Annotated in this window: 15 protein-coding genes and 1 pseudogene; 7 read left to right on the plus strand and 9 right to left on the minus strand. The window is 71.3% G+C overall.

What is annotated here, in order from left to right:
* The first annotated feature begins 88 nt into the window (after positions 1-88).
* Entirely contained in the window at positions 89-4,318 is a 4,230-nt protein-coding gene (locus ACZ6Z8_RS12230; RefSeq protein ID WP_465608775.1) for an AAA family ATPase, read from the plus strand.
* A 154-nt stretch (positions 4,319-4,472) separates the two neighbouring features.
* Here the strand turns inward: ACZ6Z8_RS12230 and ACZ6Z8_RS12235 are convergent, their stop codons facing one another.
* Positions 4,473-5,741 (minus strand): YncE family protein, encoded by a 1,269-nt coding sequence (locus ACZ6Z8_RS12235; RefSeq protein WP_465608777.1) that lies wholly within the window; start codon positions 5,739-5,741, stop codon positions 4,473-4,475.
* Positions 5,742-5,968: 227 nt separating this feature from the next.
* On the opposite strand from ACZ6Z8_RS12235, the gene ACZ6Z8_RS12240 reads away from it, so the two are divergent.
* On the plus strand, positions 5,969-6,541 hold the full coding sequence (locus ACZ6Z8_RS12240) for a hypothetical protein (protein WP_465608779.1): 573 nt from the start codon (positions 5,969-5,971) through the stop codon (positions 6,539-6,541).
* A 198-nt stretch (positions 6,542-6,739) separates the two neighbouring features.
* On the opposite strand, the gene ACZ6Z8_RS12245 is transcribed toward ACZ6Z8_RS12240, so the two are convergent.
* Together ACZ6Z8_RS12245 and ACZ6Z8_RS12250 are read right to left on the minus strand one after the other, a co-directional pair.
* On the minus strand, positions 6,740-10,342 hold the full coding sequence (locus ACZ6Z8_RS12245) for a WD40 repeat domain-containing serine/threonine protein kinase (RefSeq protein WP_465608781.1): 3,603 nt from the start codon (positions 10,340-10,342) through the stop codon (positions 6,740-6,742).
* Between the two features lie 270 nt (positions 10,343-10,612).
* A complete protein-coding gene (locus ACZ6Z8_RS12250; protein WP_465608782.1) occupies positions 10,613-11,491 on the minus strand; it encodes a GNAT family N-acetyltransferase in 879 nt (292 codons plus the stop codon).
* Between the two features lie 510 nt (positions 11,492-12,001).
* Between ACZ6Z8_RS12250 and ACZ6Z8_RS12255 the strand changes: the two genes are divergently transcribed.
* Complete coding sequence (locus ACZ6Z8_RS12255) at positions 12,002-12,976, plus strand: alpha/beta hydrolase (RefSeq protein WP_465608784.1); 975 nt, start codon at positions 12,002-12,004, stop codon at positions 12,974-12,976.
* Between the two features lie 689 nt (positions 12,977-13,665).
* Here ACZ6Z8_RS12255 and ACZ6Z8_RS12260 read toward each other — a convergent pair.
* The 3 genes from ACZ6Z8_RS12260 to ACZ6Z8_RS12270 form a co-directional block, all read right to left on the minus strand.
* The gene (locus ACZ6Z8_RS12260; protein ID WP_465608786.1) at positions 13,666-13,959 is read right to left on the minus strand and encodes a hypothetical protein; all 294 of its coding nucleotides are present in this window, start codon (positions 13,957-13,959) and stop codon (positions 13,666-13,668) included.
* A 302-nt stretch (positions 13,960-14,261) separates the two neighbouring features.
* Positions 14,262-18,890, minus strand: coding sequence for a caspase, EACC1-associated type (locus ACZ6Z8_RS12265; RefSeq protein WP_465608788.1), 4,629 nt, complete (start codon positions 18,888-18,890; stop codon positions 14,262-14,264).
* 35 nt (positions 18,891-18,925) lie between these two features.
* On the minus strand, positions 18,926-19,330 hold the full coding sequence (locus ACZ6Z8_RS12270; protein WP_465608789.1) for an effector-associated constant component EACC1: 405 nt from the start codon (positions 19,328-19,330) through the stop codon (positions 18,926-18,928).
* 417 nt (positions 19,331-19,747) lie between these two features.
* On the opposite strand from ACZ6Z8_RS12270, the gene ACZ6Z8_RS12275 reads away from it, so the two are divergent.
* A complete protein-coding gene (locus tag ACZ6Z8_RS12275; protein WP_465608791.1) occupies positions 19,748-20,179 on the plus strand; it encodes an alpha/beta fold hydrolase in 432 nt (143 codons plus the stop codon).
* 103 nt (positions 20,180-20,282) lie between these two features.
* A complete protein-coding gene (locus tag ACZ6Z8_RS12280; RefSeq protein ID WP_465608793.1) occupies positions 20,283-21,380 on the plus strand; it encodes a hypothetical protein in 1,098 nt (365 codons plus the stop codon).
* 53 nt (positions 21,381-21,433) lie between these two features.
* Here the strand turns inward: ACZ6Z8_RS12280 and ACZ6Z8_RS12285 are convergent, their stop codons facing one another.
* Together ACZ6Z8_RS12285 and ACZ6Z8_RS12290 are read right to left on the minus strand one after the other, a co-directional pair.
* Positions 21,434-21,967: a CbrC family protein gene (locus ACZ6Z8_RS12285; protein WP_465609156.1), complete on the minus strand. Its 534-nt coding sequence runs from the start codon at positions 21,965-21,967 to the stop codon at positions 21,434-21,436.
* 33 nt (positions 21,968-22,000) lie between these two features.
* Positions 22,001-22,213: pseudogene (locus ACZ6Z8_RS12290) on the minus strand (hypothetical protein); the annotation flags it as partial.
* 142 nt (positions 22,214-22,355) lie between these two features.
* Here ACZ6Z8_RS12290 and ACZ6Z8_RS12295 point away from each other — a divergent pair.
* Together ACZ6Z8_RS12295 and ACZ6Z8_RS12300 are read left to right on the plus strand one after the other, a co-directional pair.
* Positions 22,356-22,640 carry a DUF6221 family protein gene (locus tag ACZ6Z8_RS12295; protein ID WP_465608795.1) on the plus strand — a complete coding sequence of 95 codons (285 nt, stop codon included), beginning with the start codon at positions 22,356-22,358 and terminating at the stop codon, positions 22,638-22,640.
* A gap of 639 nt (positions 22,641-23,279) precedes the next feature.
* Positions 23,280-23,429 (plus strand): hypothetical protein, encoded by a 150-nt coding sequence (locus ACZ6Z8_RS12300; protein ID WP_465608797.1) that lies wholly within the window; start codon positions 23,280-23,282, stop codon positions 23,427-23,429.
* 381 nt (positions 23,430-23,810) lie between these two features.
* On the opposite strand, the gene ACZ6Z8_RS12305 is transcribed toward ACZ6Z8_RS12300, so the two are convergent.
* The gene (locus ACZ6Z8_RS12305; protein WP_465608799.1) at positions 23,811-24,035 is read right to left on the minus strand and encodes a hypothetical protein; all 225 of its coding nucleotides are present in this window, start codon (positions 24,033-24,035) and stop codon (positions 23,811-23,813) included.
* Positions 24,036-24,177: the final 142 nt, after the last annotated feature.

A 24,177-nucleotide genomic window follows, 5' to 3' on the forward strand; every position in this document is an offset into this window, starting at 1 on the left:
GATCGCCAGATGACGTCGGTCGGGTCGTCAGGTGACGTCGGTCGGGTCGTCAGGGCCGGCCGGGTGGCGATGAGGGGGAGGACGGCGCGTGCCGGTTCGTTCGCTGGTGATCGGGGTGGGCGGGTTCCCGAAGCAGGTGGTCTCGGAGGAGGACCGGGCGAACGGCACAACGCCCTTCGCACCTCTGCCCAGTGTGGCCGGGACCGTCGAAAGGGTGGCCCGCGCCCTCGGTCGGGCCGGGGTGCCAGCGGGCGAGCCCCTGCACGACCCCGACGTCGAGACGGCCAGATCGACCCTGGCACGCCTCTGGCAGACGGAGGACCCCCTGGTCGTCCACTTCTGCGGCCATGGCGCGATCGAAGGTGACGACCTCTACCTCGTCGCACGCGACAGCGATGTGGACGATCTGCCCGCCACGGCTCTGAGCAGCAGCGAACTCATCCGCAGGGTCGAGCACTCCCGGCGCGTCGGACCCACCCTGTTCCTGCTGGACGTCTGCGGCGGCGGCCAGGCGTTGGCCGCGCAGAGCGCGCTCAGGCTGTCCGGGGTGCGACGCAAGGCGTGGGTCATCGCGGCCTGCGCGGCCGACGAAGCCGCGTACGGTGCCCGGTTCAGCGGCGCCGCAGCCACGGTGCTGGAGCGGCTCGCCAAGGGCCTGCTGGACCTGTCGCCGGAGCTGGAGTACGTGCCGGTGGACACCCTGGCCGTGGAGATCGACCGTGAACTCCGGCGCACGGCCGGGACCGGCGACAGCGGGCAGACCGTGGTGCGCACCCCGCACGACGAGGCAGTGCTGCAGCCGCCGGCGTTCTTCCTGAACCCGAGGTACTCGGAGGACCTCGCCGACCGATTCCTCACCCGCACCGACGCCGCGCTGCGCCAGTTCGCGGTCGACAGCGATCCTGGCCTGGACGTGCTGCACTTCGTCTCCCGGGCGGTCGGTACGACGCGTGCCGGCGGCTGCCTCTTCAGCGGGCGCGGCGAACAGCTCATCCGCATCGAGACCTGGCTGAACGACGTCGACGACGACCAGGGCCGGCTGCTGGTGGTCACCGGTGGGCCCGGCTCGGGGAAGTCGGCCCTGCTCGGAGTCGCCGTCTGTCTCACCCACCCGGCGCTCGCGGCGGTGCGGGAGCGCGTCCTGTCGCGGGTGCACGGCTTCCGGCCGCGTCCGGAGGCGCGGGTCTTGGCCGTCCACGCCCGTCAACTCACCACCCGGCAGGTTGTGGAGTCGCTGCTGGGCCAACTGGACGGTCCGACGGCGGACGGTGCGGGGGAGACCCGGAGCACCAGGGGACTCGTCGAGTGGCTGAGGTCGGCCGGTCCGGTCGTCCTGGTCCTCGACGCGCTCGACGAGGCCGCCGACCCCCGAGGTCTCGTGCGCGAACTGTTGCTGCCCCTGTCCGGGTTCGGCCCGGACGACAACGCCCCAGCGTGCCGGGTGGTGATCGGCACGCGTCCCTGGTGGGACCTCCTGGCCGAACTGAGGGACGCCGCGACCGGGGCAGGCGGGACCCTCCTCGATCTCGACGCCCAAAGCCGCGACGACCTCGCCAGGGACCTGGGACAGTACCTGACGGACCTCCTCTACCCCCGGCACTCGCCCGCCACCGCGTCGGCCGCAGCCCATCGCCTGGCCCACGGGGCCGAGCACGGCGCGTTCCTGATCGCCGCCCTCTACGCCGACCACCTCCTGAGCGCGCCGCCGGACACCCCGGCCGACGCCGGCGACCGGCCGGGCATCGCGGAGCCGCCGTGCGAGCTCACCGAGATGTTCGACCTCCACGTCGCACGCCTGGCCGCCACCACCCCGTGGATCGGCCGAGTGCTGGCCGCGCTCGGCCACGCCCAGGGCCAGGGCATGCCTCTCGACCTCATCCATGCCGTGGCCTCGGCCCTCGCCCGGGCCGACGGCGACCCCGTCCGGCCTTCGGGCGTCCAGGACACCAGGGAGGCCCTGACACAGGCCGCGTTCTACCTCCGTACCGCGACGGACTCCGACGGGCTACTGCTGTACCGGTACTTCCACCAGGCACTGACCGACCACACGGCTCGGCCGGAGCACGCCGTGACCGTGCACCGCGCGCTGCTTGACACCGTCCCGCCCGGCGCCGAGGACACCCCCGACTGGGGTCTCGCATCCCCGTACCTGCTGCGTCACCTGGCCACCCACGCTGCCGCAGCGGGCCGGATCGACGAGCTCCTGCCGGACACCGAATTCGTCGTCCGGGCCCACCCGGACGCGCTGCTCCCGGCGCTGAACACCGCCCGGGCCGATCACGGCCGTCTGGTCCGCGCCGTGTACCTCGCGTCGGCCGACCGCCATCGGGACGGTCCGGTCGACGAGCGCCGGTTCCTGCTGGCGCTCGATGCGCTCCGCTACCGGGCCGAGTCCCTGCACCGGGAGGTCTGCCACGGGCTGGCCTGGCGTCCCCGTTGGGCCACCGGCATGCAGACCAGTCCCCAGCTGGAGGCGAGCCTGGGCCACCCGGTCGGGTTGGACTCGGTGGCGACCACTGTCGTCGACGGGCGCCCGGTGGCCATCAGCGCGGGCTGGGACGGCTCCCTGCGGGTGTGGGACCTGGCCACGGACCGGCAACGTGTTCTGCCCGAGGGGCACAGGACCATCGTGCCGGCGATCGCGTGCGCGGACGTGGACGGTCGGCCGGTGGCCGTCACCGCCGGCTGGGACAACAAGGTGCGGATCTGGGATCTGAGCACCTGTACCGAGCGCGCCGTCCTGACGGGCCACACCAACTGGGTGGTGACGGTGGCGTGCACGGTGGTCGACGGCCGGCCGATCGCCGTCACCGGGAGCTGGGACAGGTGGGTGAGGATGTGGGACCTGTCCACGGGCAAGCGGCTTGCCCGGATCAGGGCGGCGGCCCAGTACGGCCACGTGGTCGCGGTCGCCTGCGTCGAGATCGACGGCGAGCCCTTCGCCGTCATCGCGCCCTATCACGAGCGCATGCTGATGTGGGATCTGACCACCAGGGAGGTCCGGCCCTTCGGCCCGGACGACCCCAGGGTCAGTGCGTTGGCGTGCACGGTGGTGGACGGCCGACCCGTCGCGGTGACGGGGGCCTGGTTCGGCGACGTATGGGTGTGGGATCTGGAGACGGGCGAACCACGGGCCCTGCTCAGCGGTCACACCGACCATGTGGAGGCGGTGGCGTGCACCACCGTCGACGGTACTCCGATCGCGGTGACCGGGAGCCATGACGGGTCCGTGCGGGTGTGGGACCTTGCGGCCTGCGAGCAGCGGGTCGAATTGGGCGGTCACAACGACGACGTCGGAGGGGTGGCGTTCGCCGTGATGGACGGGTTGCCCGTCGCTGTCACCGCGAGCCGGGACCGGGCGCTGCGGGTGTGGGACCTGACGTCCCGGGCGGAACCGACCGGTCAGCGAGGTCACAGCGACACGGTGCGGGCGACCGTGCTCTCCGAGATCGAGGGCGTCCCCGTCGTCGTGTCGGGCGGTTCGGACGGCACCGTGCGCGTGTGGGACCTGGCGACGGGCGCGCAACGGGCCGTCCTCGGGGGTCAGGAGACGCCGCTGTGGGCACTGGCGTGCGCGGTCGTCGACGGGCGGACGATTGCGGTCAGCGGGGGCATCGTCGGTGACGCGTGGTCGTGGGACCTGGCCTCCGGGACCCGCCGCGCGGTCCTGCCCAGACCGGCGAGAGGAATGGTCGATGCCGCCGCGTGCACCACGATCGACGGGCGGGCGATCGTGGTCATGGGCAGCAGGGACGGCTGGCTGACCGCGTGGGACCTGAGAACCGGAGAGCCGGTGGTCGACTTCCCGGAGCACAGTCAACGGGTGGACGCCGTGGCCTGCACGGTCCTCGACGGCCGACCGGTGGCGGTCACCTGCAGCGTCGACGGAGACCTCCGGATCTGTGGTCTCGTCACCGCTGAGCATTCGATCATCGCCAATGAAGTCGGCTGGCTGCGCTCGGTCGCATGCGTCGACCTCGACGGCCGTCCGATGGCCGTGACCGCCGGGCCGAACGGGACGGCCCGCGTCTGGGACCTGGGCACCCGCACCGAACGGGCCCTGCTGGTGGGCCACACCGGTCGGGTCACCGCAGTGGCGTGCACCGTGGTGGCCGGCCGGCCGGTCGCCGTGACCGGCAGCTCGGACCGGACCGTCCGGGTGTGGGACCTCACCACCTGCGAAACCGTCGCGATGCTTCCCCAGCCCGCGGACGTCGAGTCCGTCGCCATCGCTCCCGACGGCACGGTCGTGGTCGGGAGCGGGTGGGAGGTGATCGTGGTCGATCCTCGTGAGCACTGGTTCGCGAGTAGTCGCTGACAGTACGACAGTGGTCCGGTCGGTCTGCGAGGCCGCTTCCTCGGAAGCGGCCGCTGGCCGTGGTGCATGGCTGCCCCGCCCGGGTTCACCGGGGCCCGGGACGAACGCGCCGCCACGCCGGGGAGGACCGACGCTCCGCCCCGGGCTCGGCGCGCTACGGCCTCGTGGGCCCGGTCCAGCCGGTGGGGACGTGGCCGAGGCGGACCCGCTGGGGGTGGCGGCCGACGGCGACCGAGGCGGTCTTGCGGCCGGTCGCGAAGTCGATGGCGGTGACCTGGTCCGCGCCGCTCTCCGAGATCAGGCAGGACTTGCCGTCCCCGCTCACCGTCGCCCAGTACGGTTTGGACGCGGGCACCAGCGGCCCCTCCTGGAGGGTGGCGCGGTCGACCACCGTCGCGTAGTCGTCCACGGTGCCCGCGACGCAGATCCGGTCGCCCGACGGGCTCATCGACAGGCCGTGGTGGCGGGAGTCGTTGGGCCAGGTGGTGCGGTCGGTACTGGCGGCCGGGTCGACCGGGAGGGTCTTCACCCGGGTGATCCGGTCGGCGGCCACGTCGTACTCCAGGAAGCCGTTGAAGAAGGACACCTGGAAGTAGAGCCGGGTGCCGTCCGGGGAGAAGACGGCGGGCCGGACGGCGTTGGAGAGGCCGCCGAGACCGGCGTCGTCGAGGCGCTTGCGCATGTCGATCTCGCGGATCGGGGTGAGGGTGGCCGCGTCGACGACGGTGATGTGCCGGTCGCCCTTCGTCCAGTCCAGCCAGGGCGCGTCCAGGGCGGTTTCGACGTTGCCGATGGACATGTTCCACAGCTGCCGGCCGCCGTCGGTGAAGATGTTCTCGTGCGGCTTGTCCCCGGTGTGGAACGAGCCGAGTTCGGCGCCGGTGCGGACGTCCAGGACGTGCACGGTGTTGGCGGTGGAGGCGGAGACCGCCACCCGGGTGCCGTCGGGCGAGAGCGCCATGTGGTCGGCGCGGTAACCCGCCACGGGGAAGCGCCAGTTGACCCGCCCGGTGGCGAGGTCGAGGGAGACCACGTCGGCGAAGCTGGGCCGGGAGACGACCACGGCGGTGCCGTCCGGCGTGCTGTACATGTCGTCGACGAACTGGTCGTGGCCCTCACCGGGGCCGAGCCTGATGCCGAGGAAGTAGCCGAGCTTGACGGGGTCGAGGTAGATCTCGGCGAGCCGCTGGTCCTTGTCGGGGATGACGTCGATCCGTCCCACCTTGCTGAGGGCGCCGGAGGATTCGATCACGTCGGCGGTGCCGTCCCAGTTGTTGCCGACGAACATCACCTCCCGCAGCGCCGGGGTGGCTCCGGGGGCGGCGCTGCTGGTGGCGGCGGCCGGGGCGAGCAGGCCGAGCGCGACCGCGAGGGTGCAGAGGGATCGGACGCCGAGTCGGCGCCGGGGACCTGTCCTGGACATCGTCGCTCCTTCGTGGGGGTGGCACGACGGGTTGTGAGACGGTCTGTCAGCTTGTGCCATTCGACGGTAGGGAAGGGGCCGGTCCGCTGGCAAGACGTCGGCGGCGGACGCGTTCGCGGCGGGACCGTCCGCCCGTCGCCGCCGACCGGTCCGCCGGTCTCCCGCCCACCGTACGGAAACCGTGAAACCCCCTGGTCCGGACCTGGGCCCAGGCGTAGTGTGCGCCTGTGAACGAACTGATCTTCCGGGGGAAAGACCTGTTCCGGCCCTCGTGGTCGAACTTCCTCCCGCTCCTCCTCGTGCTCACGGCCCAGCTCGTCCTCGGCGGGATGAAACTCGGCGCCTGGCCCACGTTCTGGATGGTCCTCGTGACCGTCGCGCTCTGCGCGCCGGCCGCCGTCCTGAGCTGGCGCTCCTGGAGCCGGGTCGGCGCCGACGGCGTCACCGTCTGCTGGGGTTTCGGGCGCGGCCGGACGTACTCGTGGCAGGAGATCCGCTGGGTCGACGTGCGGGAGACCAAGAGCAACGGCTCGGTGGCGTACGCGGCGCGGGTCTTCCTGACCGGCGGGCGGCGCCGCTCGCTGCCGGGCCTCCAGACCAGCCGGCTGTACCCGTCCGCGGACTTCGACACGGACTTCCAGCGACTGGTGAACTGGTGGGAGTACAGCACGCACCCGACGCAGCGGGTGAAGCCGGCGAAGCAGCTCCGGGACCGGGTGACGCCCACCGTGGCGGGCGTTCTGCTCGGATTCCTGATCTCCGCGGTGATCCTCGTCGTCGTCATCCTGCGGCAGCCGTAGCGGACTTGACCGCTCGCTGAGCCGCAGAATCGATTCGGCCCCGTCCCCCCCACGAGGGGAGCCGGGGCCGAGGTGCGTCCGGGCCGCCCACCGCCGGGACCGTCGGGTCACTGCCCCGGGTAGCCCGGCCGGCCGCCGTAGGGCGTCCCTGCGGCGCCGTGGCAGTTCACGTGGGCACCACGCCCTCGGAGAAGGACGCTACCGGCCGTCCTCAGCCCGGAGCTCCCAGTCCAGCTCCCACTGCCGCAGGGTCCCGGTGCCGTCGGCCGTCAGGACGACGTTCGTGTCGGGCGTCACCGCGAGGGCCCCGATATTCTTCTGATGCCCGCTCAGGGTCCGCAGACAGCGCCCGGTGGCGAGCTCCCACAGACGGACCCCGCCCTCGGCGACCGAGGCCAGGGCGTACCGCCCGTCAGCGCTGAAAGTCAGCTCGCCGCAGTTCCGCGAGTCCGCCTCGAAGGTCCGCACCCGGCCGCCCGTCGCGGTGTCCCAGAGGTGGAGACGCGCCAGGATCGATTCGTGATCGCGCGCGTGCGGGGTGGCCGGGTCGCGGTATGCCTCCCAGGAGAGCGCGCGGGCGCCGTCGGGGCTCAGCGTCGCGGAGGCGAAGGTCAGCGAGGGCGTCTCGAAGGCTTGGACGCAGCGGCCGGAGGGCAAGTCCCAGAGCCGGATCACCTTCTCGTCGCCGCAGGTGAGAGCCGTGCGCCCGTCCGTGCTGAGGGAGACGGAGGTGATCATCCGTTCGGGGACCGTGATCCGCTGGAGTTCCCGGTATTCGGTCAGGTCCCACAGGGACAACGTCCCGGGCCGCTCGGAGACGAAGGCGAACCGGGCGTCCGGGCTGAACGCGACCTTGAGGTGGCCCCGGAGGCGCAGGGTGCCCAAGCACTCGCCGGTCTCCACCGACCAGGTCTGGAGCGTGCCGCGCCCGGCGTGGCCCTGGCTGATGACCTGCTGCTGGTCCTGGGTGAACCGCATCCGGGCGACGGACCAGTGCCCGGTCTCGATGACGCGTCGGCGCCGCCCCTCGTCGAGGTCCCAGAGCTGGATCTGCCCGTCGAATCCGGCGCAGCCGCCCAGGCGCGCGTCGGGGGTCAGCGCTACGGTCAGAATCTTGGCCGCCTTCCTGGCCTCCACGGGGACCGTCCGGAGCGTCCGGGCGGCCCAGGCGCCACGGACACCGGTGCGCACGGCCCGGGTGCCCAGCGAGCGCAGCGCGGTGAGGACCTCCGGCGCGCGTTCGGCACCGGGCAGGGCGCGGGCCAGGTCGAGCCGATCGAGGGCCTCGCCCACCCGGCCCTGCGCCGCCGCCACGTGGGCCTGCGCGACCAGTGCCTGCAACTTCTGCTCGGTGTCCAGGAGTTCCGCGTGCCGCCGGGGACGGCTCACCTGCGTGGGCGCCAGGAAGCCGCCGGGACGGCGCCACAGCCGTACCGCGTCGTCGTAACCGATGGAGTAGCAGTGCCCGTCGGCGGTGAAGCCGACCCCGCGCACTCTGTCCCGGTGGCCCCGGAAGGTGCGCAGCAGTCGCCCGGAGGTCAGGTCCCAGTACTGGAGCTGCCCCTGGAAGCCACCGACGAGCAGCACCCGCCCGTCCGCGCTCAGCGCCGCGCAGGTGACGTCGATGCCCGGTTCCAGCCGCAGGGTCCGTACGCAGCGGCCCTCCCGCAGGTCCCAGATCTGCGGGCACCCGTCTCCCAGCACCACCGCCACGTTCCCGGCGGGGCCGAACCAGACCTCCGAGACACCGGCCGGTTCCTCGACCCGCCAGAGGCACTCCCCGGTGTCCACCCGCCACAGCTGCAGCACGGACGGCTCGCCGTTGGCAGCGGACAGCAGCAGCCGTCCGTCCCCGTCGAGCGCGACCATGTCGGTGTGCTCGGCTGCGTCCAGCGTTCCGAGGTGCCGACCGCCCGGCAGGTCCCAGAGCTGGATCCGGCCGTCGGGCTCGGACCAGGCCGCCACACTGCCGTCGGCGTTCACGCACACGGGCGAACTCGCGGTCTGGTAGAGGGAGCTGTCGGGGTGGGGCCGGTGGAACACGGCCACCTCCTCGCCCACGGCCTCTGCCGCCGCGTCCTCCCGACGGCGGCGTTCCCGCTGTGCCGGGCCCCTGCCCTCGCGCCAGGGGGTGATCCCGACGCTGCGGACCGTCCGGCCGTCGGCGAGGTCCCACAGCCGTACCGTCCGGTCCCAGCTCGCCGTGACGGCATACCGTCCGTCCGCGCTCATCGCCGCCGACCGGACCGAGTCGGTGTGCCCGTCGAGCCTCCTGAGCTGCCTGCCCGCGCGGACGTCCCACAGCGCCAGGTTGTGCTCGCCGTCGCAGGTGAGGGCCAACCCGAGGTCCGGGGTGACGTCGATCGTGCAACTCGGGGTGATCCAGTCCGGGAAGGACGTGCGCCACGGCACCTGCCACCGCGTCACGCAGCGCGCGTCGGCGGCCGCCCCGGAGCTGAGTGCGGCGCGGGTGCGCCGCACCTCGGGCTCGTCGCGGGCGTCCTCGGGCATGCCGCGCAGCACCCGGTCGGCGGCCTCCAGGTCGCCGCGCTCCAGCTGGATCAGGGCGGTCAGATGATCGGCCTCCCACGAGTCGGGCAGATCCTGACGCGCCGCCGCGAGCTGGGCCAGCAGGCCCTCGTCGCTCAGCGAACCGTCGCGCCAGCGCAGCAGCCCGGCGTTGTAGACGGCTTGCGGATGCCGGGCGTCGAGGCTCAGCGCCTCGGTGAACGCCTCCTCCGCCGCCGCCCGCCGTCCCAGGTCGAGCAGGGACAGGGCGCGGTTGTTGAGCTCATCGGCCCGCAGGTCCGCCAGGACGGGCGCGCGGCGCGGGTAGCGGCGGCCCGTGACCTCCTGGTGGATCCCGGCCAGCCGGTCGGCGACCTCGGCCATCGAGCCCGGACGGGCAGCCGGGTCGTCGTCCAGGCAGCGTCCGAGCAGCTCCGCAACCTGGCGGGGCATCGGCGGACGTCCGTCCCGGCTCGGCTGCTGCGATTCGTACGCCCGCAGGGCGGCCCGGGCGGCGACTCCGGCCACCCAGGTGACCCCGCCGTTGAACATCTCCAGCACCGAGACGGCGAAACTGAACACATCGCTGCGTCGCCCCACCCGCCGCCCCAGCGCCTGCTCCGGTGAGGCGTAGGCCGGAGTCAGCCCGCCGTTGGTGACAAGGACAGACAGCTGGTCGGCGGCCGTCGGGCCGCTGCACCACAACCCGTGGGTCCGGGCCTGGGCCTGCTTGGCCCGGGCGAGCCCGAAGTCGGTGACTTTCGCCACCACGTCCAGCCCGTCCGCGCCAGTGTTCACGGGATCGAGCAGGACGTTGGCCGGCTTGACGTCCTGGTGCACCAGGCCCCGCGTGTGGGCGTGCTCCAGACCCCAGGCCACCTGGACCGAGAAGTCCAGGATGCGGGCCAGGGAGCGCACTTCTCCTCCCTCGTAGAGCCGCCCGTCATGGATCCAGTCGGAGAGGCTGCCGCCGGTGATGTACTCGGCGAAGACCCGGGGCAGACCGTCCACCATCCGGACGTAGTGGCAGCTGCAGACGTGCGGGTGCAGTCCCAGCGAGACCCAGTGCTCGGCCTCCTCCACGAACCGCTCGCGCGCCCGGTCGTCACGCAGCAGCTCCGGGCGCGGGCTCTTGACCGCGAGATCGATGCCCCAGGCGAGGTGCCGCACCCGGTGGACCAGCCCCATACCGCCCTGCTGGTGCACCTTCAACACTTCGTACCGGCCCTCGATGACGTCACCGACCCGCCACAACGACGCCCGCACAGCAGCCTGCCCGCCAGAATCCCGCACCTACGTCTCCCCGGCACTCGTGCCCGCGCGTCTCCACGCAGGACCCGCCCAGACATCGACGTCGGGCCGACCGTGCCGGTTCCCCCTGAAGCCACGGGAGTTCAGCCCGTGCGCGGTCGAGTGGCAGCGCATGCACGCCGTCGCGGCCAGGTTCCACATCGAGCACGGAGGTCCAAGCACGCGAACGCCTGGGCACGCGGCTATGGCGCGCATCGAAAGCGCGGACAGGCCGGGCGGGGTGATGCCCCGGTCCGGCCCGTCCGCTCTCCGCTAGAGGTCGAGCTGGTGCTGGTGTGTCGTGTGCGTGGGTGTGTAGCCGAGACCGTCGTTGATCCGTCGCATGTGCGCGTTGCTGTCGGCGGTGTCGGTCAGGAGGCCGTCGAGGTCCGGATAGTCCCTGTGGGCTTGTCGGATCGACTCAGCCTTCATCCATCGGCCGAGGCCGTGACCACGGTGCTCGGGCAGCACGCCCGTGCCGTAGTGCTGGCCGTTACCTGCGCCGTTGCCGGGGACGACGAGTTCGGTGAACCCGGCGATCGAGCCGTTGGAGGCATCGATGGCGACGACGGTGTGCAGGTGGTCGCCGCGCTGTTCGACGGCCTTCGCCGTGGCCCGTACGCGGTCCACGTCCCAGGCCACGGTGCCGTGGTCGGCGTCGTCCATGGGCATGTCGTCCATGGCGCGGCGTGAGGCGGCGAACGTCCGGGCGAGGTCGTCGGGGACGGTTCCCTGCCATGACGTCAGCCGGTAGCCGGGATGCGGACGCCCGACGATCCCGGCGAGGACGGATGTGTCCACGTCGGCCATCGCCAGGCGGGTGTACCTGAAGGTGAGGACCTTCCGGAAGCCGCGCGCTGCCAGGAAGTGGTCGCCGGGCGATCCGGCTTGTGCCTGCGCGACGACGCGGCGTCGGGCGTTGTCCCGGGCGGTGGCCACGGCGGTGTCGAGGAGCAGGGAGCCGACGCCCTTGCGGCGCTCCGCGGGATGAACGCGGAGGTCGAGCTCGGCGAGGTGCTCCTGTCCGCCGTCGAGCAGGCGCAGGAAGGCGGTCCCGGCAGGAATGGAGTCCGCGTCCGACGCCAGCCAGGCAAGACGCCGGCCGTGCGGCCCGTGAGCGGGGTCGGTCAGTGGGGTGATGCGAAGGGACAAGGTGTCTCCGTCGAGAGGAGGTGGCAAGGGTCAGTACGCGAGCTCAACTCCTGGGCACTCGTGCGCATGTGCTCCACACCTCCTGGTCGACAGCGCCGGCCTGCACCGATGCGGGCGGCTGGGTGAACCTAGCTGGCCGATCGACCCCTGGGCAACGGGTTATCGAGCAGGCGGTGCGCGTGTGTCGTCCCAGCCACTCGTTGCTGGCCGCGACGAGGACGGTCGCCTGACAGCGGACCGGGAGCTTGTCGCATCCCGTGGCCGTGGCGCGTGTGTCCTGGCTGTACACGCACGCCCTACCCGCCGGCCGGCTCAGCCTGCCCGCATGAGGGTGGTGCCGCACGCGGGGCCGGGTGGGCCCGGCCGGTGACGCGCCGTGTCTCCTTCCCGGCGGCGGGGCCATGGCGGGTTGCGCATGACGGGCGGGGGCCCACGATGGAGAGGGGCCGAGAGGCCTTGGGGGTCCAGGGGGCGGGTACACGTGTGCCACGACATACCAGGGAGTGACCGATGACTGATCTTCCTCCGCCGATCACGCCGTACCTCGAACCTGCTGCGAAGCAGTTGTGCGAGGCGACCGATCCGCATCCGCGAATCTACGAGGTGCCGCCCGAGCAGGGCCGTGACATCCTCCTGGGCCTGCAGACCGGGCCGGATGTGCCGCGACCGGAGGTCGACGAGGAGTGGGTCGAGGTGGATGCCGGCGAATGGGGCACCGTCCGCACCCGCATCATCCGCCCCAAGGGGGCAGACGGCGCACTGCCCGTCGTGTTCTACATCCACGGCGCCGGCTGGGTGTTCGGCGACGACGTGACGCACGACCGGCTCTTCCGCGAGCTCGCCGTCGGCGCGGGTGCCGCAGGCGTCTTCCCCGTCTACGACCGCGCGCCGGAGGCGAAGTACCCCACCCAGGTCGAGCAGAACTACGCGGTCGGCCAGTGGGTGACGAAGCACGGCGCGGAGCACGGTCTCGACACCTCCCGGATCGCCGTGACCGGTGAATCGGTCGGCGGCTGCATGTCCGCGGTCTTCGCGCTGATGAACAGGGAGCGCGGCGGTATCGACCTCAAGGCCCAGGTGCTGCTCTACCCGGTGACCAACGCGGACTTCGACACCCCGTCCTACCTGCAGTTCGCCGAGGGCTACTACCTCACCCGCGACGGCATGAAGTGGTTCTGGGACGCCTACACCACCGATGCGGCCCAGCGCACCGAGCACCACGCCTCCCCCTTGCAGGCCACCTTGGAACAGCTCGACGGACTGCCGACCACCCTCGTCATCACCGACGAGGCCGACGTCCTGCGCGACGAAGGCGAGCAGTACGCCAACAAGCTCCGCGAAGCCGGTGTCGACGTCACCTCCGTCCGCGTGGCAGGTATGGTCCATGACTTCCTCCTCCTGGACAGCCTCCGCGACACCCGCGCCGCCAACGTCGCCCGCAAGCTCGCCGTGGACGCCCTCAGGACGGCGCTCCACGACACCTGACCCGCCCAGGTCGGTGCGTGCACACGCAGCTGGGGCCGGATTCGCCGCGGGGTCGCGCATCCCGCGGCGTCGGCAGTCGCGCAGCAGGTCGGCCCACGACTCGGTTGCTCCCGCGCAGGCCCTCGGCGTAGGGCGGTGTGCAGTGTCACGGAAACATCCTTCATCCGGTATCCCCCGGATCCAGGGGCCAACGTCAGAACACCGCGACCCGTCTGTCTCCAACAGGGTTCGCGCACACGAATCACCCGGCCAGGGCCTCGGTCGTTGTGCGGACCTCGTACTTGCCCCAGGCGCGGCGGCCGGGAAGGTAGGACTGGTCGAGTCGCTTGAACACCAGGCCCTCATGACCGGCCGCGGTCCAGCCCAGCCACTGGCCGGGCCCATGGACTCGCCAAGGAAGGAGCCCGGAGCTCGACCATTGAAGATCCGCCACCTTCGAACGTTGGTGACTCGCGGGAGCCTGCGGCCTCCCGGTCGGCCCAGCGGCCCGCTCAGGGGCGTCGCGGCGGCGGTCGGCGTTGCGGGCGGCGACGGCGGTGACGGCCGCCGCGGTGACCGATCCCTCACTGAGGCCGGGCAGGCCGGCCACGCGTGCCCCGGGCCCATCTGGCACAGCGATTCAGGAGAGCCATGCGACAAGGGGCGGAGGACATCCACCCGCATGCCCTCCGCCCCTGCTGATGCCTGGCCTACTGGCGTTCCGCTACCGGAGGCCAGAGCTGCGACCCGGTGTCACCGGGCGCCGCCGACTCGATGTAGGACTGCAGCTCGTACACCAGGACCACCCAGTACCGCTTGGTGTCCGCGAGGCGGCGCACGACGCTGCGTGCGACGGCCAGCTGCCGCTCCATGTTCCTGTCGACGTCTCGCACCTCCATCACGGCCTGGAACCGTTCGAAGGGGATGCCCTGGTCCTCCTCGAATGGATGGGAGAGCTCCAGTTCGAGGCGCGTCTTGCCGTCGACCGTCGCGACATAGTCCATGTACTCGTCAGCGACTCGTCGCAGTTCCCTTCCGCAGGCGACAGAGAGGTCGGTAACGATGTCCGCATCTGGGTCGGCGGGTTGGACGAAGATATGGTGCAGGGCACTCACAATGCGACTCCTGGTACCAGCGTGACGGCGTGATCTCGCGCCGGGGGCCGGGTGGGAGCGGGAACAGCCACCGCGTGATCATCGGGGGTTCAGAGTAGGGCTCAGTCCGGGCCCTGCCCTCGGAGACGGACCGTTGCATCCCGAGTGCCCTGGCGAGGACAGCTGGCGGTAGGGAATGGCCCTGCCCGCCGTCACCTGCACGGCGGGCGGTACGACGTGCCGGGGAAGTAGCGGTGCCACTGGTCGGCGGTGATGGTGCCGCCGACCAGGTCGCAGAGGCGGGTGGTGACCCGGTCGATGTCGGGGTCGATGAGGTAGGCCCGGCCCTTCTCGCCGCTGTTGAGGTCATGGGCCTTGTCGATGAGGAGCGTCTGCCCGTCGGGGCTGAACTCGGCGGCTTCGATGACACCGGGGAGGGTCAGCGCGCCTGTTTCGGTGGCGGTGCGCGGATCCTCCACCCGCCACAGGTGGAACTGGCCGACGAGGGGATCGGTGCGCCGCAGCGCCTTGGCGAAGCTGACGAGCAGACGGCCGTCGGGGCTGAACCCGATCGCGCCCGGCCGTTCGGCGGTGAGTGCGTTGGTCTTCGCGGGGTGGTGGATGTCGGAGACGTCCCACAGGTCGATGGTCTTGTCGGTCGTCACCGCCAGGGTCCGTCCGTCGGGGCTGAGCGTCAGGTCGTTCACGATGCCGTTGAGAAGTTCGGCGTGGTCGGGATGGCCGGAGTCGGCGAGGTTCCACAGTTGGATGGACTTCGGGTTCTGGGACTCGCTGCCGGTGGCGACGGCGAGCAGGTCCGATGACCTGCTCTCGAACGCGACGCTGTCACCGATCGGGAGTGAGGGCGAGGCAACGGGCCGGCTGGGATCGCTGAGGTCCCAGACATCGATGGTCCGGCGGTCCTGCCGTTGGTCGATGGACACCAGTTTCCGCTTGTCGAGGAGGAGGCGGCCGGGCGGCTGCGGGGACTGGACGGTGGACAGCGGCTTCGCGGCGTTCGGGTCGCCGACGTCCCACAGGTGGATCAGCCCGTCGCTTCCGTTGAGGGCGAGGAGTCCGCCTTCCAGGGCCACGTGGGGGTCCAGATGGCCTTCGCCGCTGTGGAGGACGAACTCGGCGACCTGGTTGAGCATGCTCCCCGGCACCGGGTGGTCGGGGTCGGTGATGTCCCAGAGCTGTGCCGGTCCGCCCTCGACGTACGAGAGCAGGGTGCGCTCGTTGACCAGCAGGACGTTCGGAGCCTTCAGTGTGCCGGCCGGGCGGACGTCGTAGGACCCGGTGGTCCGCCACAGCCGGTACGTCTGCGTGTGGTCGTTGAGGATGTGGGAGTCGGTGGCCCAGACCAGGACATGGCCCTCCGGGGAGTAGTGGCCGTCCGTGCGGGTGTTGGGCAGGGTGGAGTCGATGGGAGGGTACCAGTGCCGGATGTCCGGTTCGGCGCCTGCGCTGAACAGGGACCCGCGATCGCCGATCTGGACCGAGGTGAGTATCCCGGGGGTGGGGAAGTCGGCCAGGACGGCCGGCTGGTGCGGGTCGGTGATGTCGACGGTCTCGGCACGGCCGAGCTGGTAGCCGTCGTCGTTGGAGGCCCCGAGGGCCAGGGTCCGGCCGTCCGGGGAGAACACGACCGTCCCCACGAGCTGACCGGTCGCGATCTCCACGGGGTCGGTCGAGTAGGGCGGATCCGCGGTGTAGTTCGGTGTGGTGACCGGAGCGGGCCTGGCCGGGTCGGTGGTGTCCCACAGCCGCACGCCGTTGAGGGTGGTACCGACCGCGAGCAGCGGCCCGCGCGGGCTGAAGGCCAGTGAGAGGGCGTGACTGTCGTCGAGCACCGCGGTGCGCGCGGGGTTGGCGAGGTCGGCGACGTTCCACAGCTCGGCCGCGTAGCTCTTGTCGGCCGCGTTGACGGCGAAGGCGAGAAGGCGCCCGTCCGAGCTGAACGCGACGCACTGGACTCTACCGGTGCCTGGGGGGATGCTACCCGCCCGGACCGGCTGCCGGGGATCGGTGAGGTCCCACAGCTCGGACCGGTCCTCGGCTACGGCTGCCAGCGCGTGGCCGTTCGGGCTGAAGGCCAGGGAGCCGTGGGTGTTCGCCAGGGTGGCGACGGCACCGGGGTGGGCGGGGTCGGAGACGTCCCACAGTTGGACGGAGTCGTCGGTGTTCGCGGTGGCCAGGAGCCGACCGTCGCTGCTCAGGGCGAGCGTGGCGTCGTTTGTGCCGATCAGGCCCACGGGCCGGGGTCGGCGGGAATCGGAGAGGTCCCAGAGCCGGACGGTGTGATCGCGGCCGCCGCTGACGAGCAGGTGCCGGTCGGCGTTGAAGGCGAGCTTCCGGACGGTGTCGGTGTGTCCCTTGACCGGCGTGTAGTACGGGGCGAGTGCGGCGCTGTAGATGCTGCTGCGGGCCTCCGGTGTGTCGGCGATGTGGCGTGCGGAGAGGGCGAGTTGGAGGGCGAGGGTGGGGTCGGTCGCCCGGAGGCGGTCGGCTGCCTGGGCAGCGACCTTGGAGGCCAGGAGGTCGCGCTGTTCGCCGGCGACCCGGTTCTGCCAGACGGCCGCTCCCACGCCGGTGACGGCGACCAGGAGCAGCACGGCGAGGGTGGCGGCCAGGGCGCGCAGGCGGGTGGTGCGGCGGCGGGCGGCGCGCTGTTCGGCGCTCTGCCGGGCCAGGCTCGCCGTCACGAACTCCCGGGCCACCGGGATGGTGCCGTGCCGTTCGGCGGACTCCTCGATCCACTGGCGGGCGGCGGCGAGCCGCACGCCCCGGTAGAGCGCTCCCTCGTCGCGGCCGTCCTGCTCCCATGCCCTCGCGGCGTCGTGGAGGCGTTGACGGACCACCAGGCCGGCGCGGTCCTCCCGAATCCAGTCGGCCAGCCGTTTCCAGGCGCGCAGCACGGCCTCGTGGACGAGTTCGGCGTGGCCGTCGTCCACGACGACCAGCCGGGCCCGGACGAGCGCGTCGAGGGCGGCGGGGGCAGCCGGATCGGTGTCGAGGCCGAGGTCGGCCAGCGAGGCGCGGCGGCGGGTGTCCTCCGCGCCGTCGACGACGTGCACCAGTTGCAGCAGGATCTGCTGGGCGGCCCGCTGCTCCTCAGGGGCGAGGGCTCGGTAGGTGTCCTCGGCGGTCTGCCGGACGGCGTGCCAGATGCCGCCCGACGCCTGGTAACCGGCCAAGGTGAGGACCCGGCCGGTGCGTTTCTGCCAGGTGGCCAGCAGGGCGTGCGACAGCAGGGGGAGCGCGGTCACGGTGTCGCGCCGCTCGTCGTTCCTGGTGCGGAGGTCCTGGAGGAGCAGGTCCACCAGGCCCTGTTCCACGCGCAGTCCGGCGAGACGGGCGGGCTTCTCGACGGCGTCGCGCAGTTCCTCCGGGAGCATCGGGCCGACCAGGACCTGGCTGGCCTTCAGCGCGGTGTGCAGCGCTGGGTAGGCCGCGCAGTGCCCGTAGAAGTCGGCGCGCAGTCCGAGCAGGACCACGGCCCGCGGGGCGCGGCTCCGCTCGGTGCGCGAGCAGAGGGCGGACAGCGCGCGGATGAACGCCTCCCGCTCCTGCTCGTCCTTGCAGGCGGTGAACAGCTCCTCGAACTGGTCCACCACCAGGACCAGGCGGGACCCGTCCGTCGGCAGGCCGGTGATCGACTCCGGGTGCGCGGTCAGGGCGTCGAGGAGGGCTTCGGGGTGAGTGCCCGGGGCGCCGGGAAGCAGGCCGGCGAGGACGTCGGCGAGCCGGGCGAGCGGGTGCTCACCCGGGGTGAGCACCGCGCGAGGCCAGCGCCAGGCCTCCTCGGCGCCGGGCAGCCCGCGGTCGAGGGCGGGCAGCAAGCCGGCGCGCAGCAGGGAGGACTTGCCGGCGCCGGAGGGGCCGACAAGCACGATCGGGCCGTCGAGCGAGAGCTTGGCGGACACCCGGGCGACGAGTTCGGCGGTCAGCCGTTCGCGGCCGAAGAAGAACCGGGCATCCTCCGAGCCGAACGGTGCCAGGCCCCGGTACGGACAGGTGTCCAGCTCGGGAGTGGCGCCGGGCTCCTCGTCCGGCCCGGCTGGCGGTGACGGCTCCGGCGGGGAGGAGTAGGCCGGGTTGGCGGTCAGCACCAGGTCGCCGGCCCGGCCTTCGGAGTGGCAGTACGGCTCGGGGAAGCCCCGGCCGGGGAGCGTCCGGGCCAGGTGTCGGTGGATGTGGCCCAGCGTCAGCTGCGGCGGGCCGGCCGGGTCGCCCTCCCGCAGCAGGCGCACCAGTTCGCCGCTGAAGGCGGTGTAGCGGGAGCCGACCGGGGCCAGCGCGAGTTCCTCCGGGGCGGCCGAGGCCAGCATGAACCCGCCGCCGGGGTACGAGGCCTCGAACAGGCCGGCCGCGCCGGCGACGGGGACGGCCCGGCCGGAGTAGCAGCAGTCGAGGACGAGGACGATCGTGCGCGCCCGGGAGGAGGCCAGGGCCTCGCGCAGCGCGGAGTACCGCAGGGCCCGGAAGGCCAGGCCGCGGGTCAGGTGGTCGGTGGTGCGGGTCGCCAGGTGGAGTTCGCCGTCCAGCCCGACCAGGCCGTGGCCGACGTAGTACACCAGGAGCACCGATTCGGCTGCTTCGGCGGTGGCCGTCAGCGCCTCGCCGAGGACGACCGGGTCCTCGGGGTCGATCACGGTGCGCACGTGGTCGGGGTCGAGGCCGCACCGGGTGACGAGCTCCTCGCTGATCGCGCGGACGGTCCCGGCGGCCGCGGGGACGTCGGGCAGGACGGATCCGGGGACGTGGGTGCCGGTTCCGATGATCAGGGCCCGCGAGCCGGGCAGGCTCAGGGGCAGGCTGCCGGGGCCGGCCGGTGTCACCAGGGGCCTCCGGTGTCACTCGTCGCCATCTGGCGTCACTCGTGGTCGGCCGATGGGGCGGCGGCCGACTCAGGCCGGACGGCGAGCGAGGCTCCGACCTCGCGGGCGAGGATGGCGAGGCCATCCGGATCGAGACCGTGGACGGCCGTCGCCCGCAGCTCGATCGAGCTGCCGTCCGAGCGCGTCACGTGGATGACCGTGTCGCCGCTTCGCCGGCGGATCCACGCGATCAGGGCGCTGGTCAGGCCGGAGGCGACCCCGCCGGCACCGAGGGCGACCGTGAGCACGTCCGCGAGGGTGCCCAGGGAACCGGGGCGCGGAGCCGTCCCGACCGGTTCGACGCGCCCGCGCAGGATGGGCTCGGCCCGGAGCCAGGCCAGCAGGGATCCGACCGTGGTGGTGTCGGCGTCGTCCACCCGGATGAGCACCTTCTCGTCCAACGTTCCCCCAAGTCGCGTTGTCCGAATGCGTGTTGGCATAGCGTCAGTGCTGTGAAGGGCTCAGGTCAAGCGCCTGGGGTAGGGAGGCTGCGGCGCCGTGACGGACGGGGAAGGAGGGGTGGGTGGGTGTCTGCTGGCGGGGGGAAGGTGGTGAGGGAAGTCCGTGCCGCATCAGGCAACGTCTGCCCTGGGAACTTCACCCGGCGCTGACCCCCAGCGGCCCCGGAACCCTCACACGCCCCCACCGCCGGAAGGCCGCCACCCGCAGGTGACGGCCTGCCAATGCTTTTCTCAGGGCCTCGGGCCTACCGCTGGCCAACGAACCCCACCCCGGGGTGGCCCCTCGCTGGAGTTCGCCGCGAGCGATGGGAAGAGGCCCTGCTCCATCCACCAGTCGCGGCCCGACCCGCTGGCTTTGTGCACGAGATCGTCGGACAGTGGTTGTTCAGCACTCCGACAGCACCCTGGCGGGGCGCCGATTCGAACGTCCGGCGTCGGGTCATCGGGGAGTGGTCGTCGGGAGAGGCCGCCGAGCACGATGTGGTGGGTGGCGAGGGGTCGGAGCGCTGTCCGATCCGGCGCCGCCTGGGCGCCCTGCCCAGCCCGGTGCTGCTCCTCGCGGGCGAGGTGGACCTGTGGCCCACCGCCAAGGCCGCCGCCGATGCCGCGTCACTCTTCCCCGAGGCGAAGCTCGTCATCCAGCCGGGCGCCGGTCACTACCCGTGGCTGGACGACCCGCAGGCGTTCACGGCGACGGTGGAGCGCTTCCTTCCCCATGCAATCGAGCTTGAAAGCGTGATGTCGGTCAGTCGGAGGCCACGCCAGGGGAACAGCGAGCCAGTCTGTTGAGATGATCATGTCGCAGTACTGGTCTGCCGGGTGACGTCGCCGTTCCCCCGTAGGGTGGGACGTAAGGCTCTCGCATCATTCGTCGTCTGTGGCTGGAAAAACTGTGACCGTCGCTGCTCGTCTCGTCACCACCATCGCCTCTCCCATGGACCCGGCGTCCTCGGAGGCTCCGCGGGTCCTGCACTGGCCCGACCACAGGCTTCTCGTGCAACGTGGTGACACCGAAGTGGTGGCCCTCGACATAGACGTGTCCCCCGCCGGTCGAGCCGGCGAAGTCCGCTTCCCGGCGCCCTGGCCGCGCCGCTTCGGATCGGTGGCGGTGTCGCCGGAGCGGGATGCCGCGGTGTTCGCCGGCGTGCACGCGGTGCGTTCTGTGGATGCGACCGGCGCGACGCGCTGGGAAGTGCAGCATGGCTGCTGGTACGGCGGCTGCGCCCTCGTGCACTCGTCCTTCGACGAATACGCGCACGACAAGGACCACCTCCGTGCCGATAGCGGCTCGGTCGCCGTCAGTGCGGACGGCAGGCTTGTCTGGGCCCACGTCCGCGCTCCGTTGGGCGGCGACGCGGACATGGAGGACGACCAGGAACTGTGGGCAGTCCTGGACGCCACGAACGGAAGGGTCCTGGGGCGCGTGAACACCATGACCGTGGCCTCCAACTCCGAGCACACGCCACACCTCGACCCGGCGCAGATGGGGCTGAGCGTCGGCGAAGGCGAGGAAGGGTCGCCCGCGCTGTGGGGACGCTGGGACGGGCAGCAACTGACCGCCGTGCAGATCGGGACCGAACTGGTCCTCCTGGCAGTGAGCCCATCCGGCCTGAATCTCCTGACCGTCGACGTCGGGCAATGGTCGCTTTCCCTCCACCGGGCGGAAGACGGCTCGCTTCTGCGAGAACTGGACGCCCAGGGCACGGTGCCGTCGCACCCGCGAAGCACCGGCGAGGACAGGGTGTACTGGGACTACGACGCGGCCTTCGTGGATGAGGACACCATCGTTGCGGGGACATCCGAGTGCGACGCCCGGTACGGCACGGCCCGCCACTGGCTGATCGACCCGCATGGGATGACCCTCCGTGGCGAAATCTCCTACCCCTTCCTTGTCTCCGGGCCCGCCCGCCCTGCGGGAGACGGCACGTGGTACACGGTCTCCAAGGACCGGATGTCTCTGCATCTGTGGAAGCTGGCCGACGAGAACTGACTTGGGTGCAGTTCCTTTGAAGGGAAAGGCACGTGCTGCTGGGCTGGGCCTGGTTACGAAGCGTCGGCGTAGGCGAGGTGGGTGCCGCAGACGGTGCAGCGGAAGAGCATGGCGCTTGCGCCCTGACCGAGGTGAGTCAGGAAGTTTCCGAGCTGGGATGCGTCGTGCCAACCGCTCATCCGTAGATCGGTTCGAAGCTGGTCGAGTGCGTCGGCGTGGGCGGCGAGTTCGGTGTATCCGACCTCGCCGATGAAGGCGGCGGCGTCGTTGCAGTGGACGAGCCAGTGCGGGTCCTGCCAGGCGTGGAAGCCAGGGGTGCGGCGGGTGACCCGCTCCAGAGTCTCCTCGCTGACGCCGTCGAGCCCGTATGAGTCGGTGAAGTCGCCTTCGAATCGTTCGGCGGCTCTGCCGTCGGCGATACACCAGGGGCAGAACCGCCCGTTGACGTCCTGGGCTGTGTAGAAGGTCGCGGTGTAGATCCATCCGGTGCTGCGTTCGCAGCATGCGCAGGTCTCGGCACTCTCGCGGATGGATCCGCTTGCGACGGGTTCCGGGTGGTAGCGGAAGAAGGGGAGGCTGGTGCTCACCGGTGGGCCTGCCTGTGCAGGAAGGAGGAGGCCGAGTAGACGCGGGTGGTCGGCGCGTCGGTGGGCATGCCTGTGAACCTCATGGGTCGCAGTCTGTCCGCAAGCAGTCCCGTGATCAAGCGGCGAGATCCAGACGCCGAGAGTCAGGACGACCCACGGCCGCAGGTGCTTGGGGTCGCGGGCTTCGGCCTGATCGAAGGCGTCGGCGATGACCTGCTCGGGCGGGCGGACCAGGGAGGCGGTGCACTCCACGTAACTTTTAAGCTACTCAAACGCGCCGGCTATATGGCCGGGCCAAGCCAGACCTCCTCCGCACCCGTATCCTCCTGCGGTCTTGAGCCAGATAGGAGCCTCGCCGGCATCCCCAAGAGTGGAGGAAAATCATTTCGTGGACGACCTTCTGAAGTTCCTTCACGCCCGCAATGAGGCGGACAACCATGCCTATGCCTACGTGGCCCACTGCTTCGGAGGTGACGCCCTCCTCGACAGTCACCTGCCGATGCTCGACCTGGTCGACATGCTGGCGCGCGACTACGAGGCGATGGATCCCTCCGATACCCGCTTCGCCGGGCTCAGGTATGCACTCCGCGTGCTCGCACAGTCGTACGCCGAACACCCCGACTATCGCGAGGCGTGGCGACCCGAGACATCTGAGCCATCAGAAGGACCCTGAGCGTCACAAGATCAGCGACAGAGCCGATGAAGTGCTCAAGCGAGATGGCCGCTAGGTGTTCTGTCCCGTGAGGTTGTGAGCAGCCTTCGGGTTCTGTCCTCATCCGGGGGGCGGAACCCGGTACGACTGAGGGATGGACAATGGCACAACATGGGCCAGGACGCCCCGAGCCTATGGGAGCCGTAGCGTGAGTGACGACCAGTCCGCCACAGTCACCGCGATGGCGAGCATCGGAGAAGTGCTGTCGTGCATCGGGCCCACCTGCGGGGACACTGTCGACTGGAGTGCGGCGGAGAGGGGCTACGGAACGTCATTCCCAGCCGACTACCGGGCCTTCGTCGCAGCCTTCGGCAGTGGTTCAATCGAGGAGATGGTCGGCGTTCACATCCCGCCGTCACTTCGAACGAGCTGCAGGTAATCACGGTCTCAAGGCTCTCGGAGGCAGCGCTCGCGGACTTCGCGGTGAACCGGTGGGCTCCCGCGGACAGGGGCCGGCACCGGCTGGAGGACCTGCTCATCTGGGGGGAGACAGCCGCGGCCGACACCCTGTGCTGGATCACGACGGATCCGGACCCGGACCGATGGCCGGTCGCGGTGTACTCGCGCCTTGACCTCGAATGGTCGGTGTACCCGTGCGGTATGGCCGAGTTCCTGCTCAAGCTGCTGCGCGACGAGTGGCAGCAGTGCCCGATCAGCGACTCCTCGCTCCAGGGCATGGCGGACCCGCGGTTCCTGCACAGCAAGGACGAGGCGGCGGGATGGGAGTCGGGCAACAATCCCTGGGAGTAGCTGATCCGTTCGGTGACATCCCCTTCGGGGTGGGATGTTGAACAAGGCCGGGCCTGTTGGGGCGGTGGCCCCGGTCCGTATCTGCCGATCGCCAGATACGGACCAACGAACCGTGCTGCCAGCGGGGCGTCGAAGTCGCTGTTCAGGGCCTACTTCCGGTCTGTTCTGCGGCAGACTCGGAGGCTGCATTGGCGTAACGGAGGCCGGCCCCGGCGCTGAGTGCGAAGACGTGGGCGAGGTGCGGCCCTCGCGCGGGCGGCGAGCAGCAGGGCCACGGCTGTCAGTGGCGACGTGACGCTTGCGGCCCTTGAGCTTCAGTTCTCGGACAGGGCTCTCATCAACGCTTTTGCTGATTTTCATCGAGGAGAACTGAGGAGAACTTCAGGCCGAAGGCAGCACATCCAGCACCTCCACGTCGTCACGCCGTACGTCCGCAGCAGCCAGCAGGATTTCCGCCGCCTCGGTGCGGACGTCCAGCACGTACCGGCCGCTGCGGTGCGCGTTGACCAGGCCGGCGGAGCGGAGGGCGGTCAGGTGCTGGGAGACTCCGCCGGCGGCTCGCTCGCGGGCCTGTGCGGCCCGTGCCGGCGTCGCGCGGCTCGCCACGGCGGATGGCGCAGGCCGCCCGAGGCAGTCGGCGCATGGCAGGGGGTGGTGCTGTGCGTGCCGCCGAGGACCGGGGGCCTGCCGCGCCACTCACCACGCCGGACCCGCCAGGCGGACCCGCTACCGGCCGGCCGACGGTGCG

The sequence above is a fragment of the Kitasatospora sp. NPDC101108 genome (assembly GCF_055584725.1).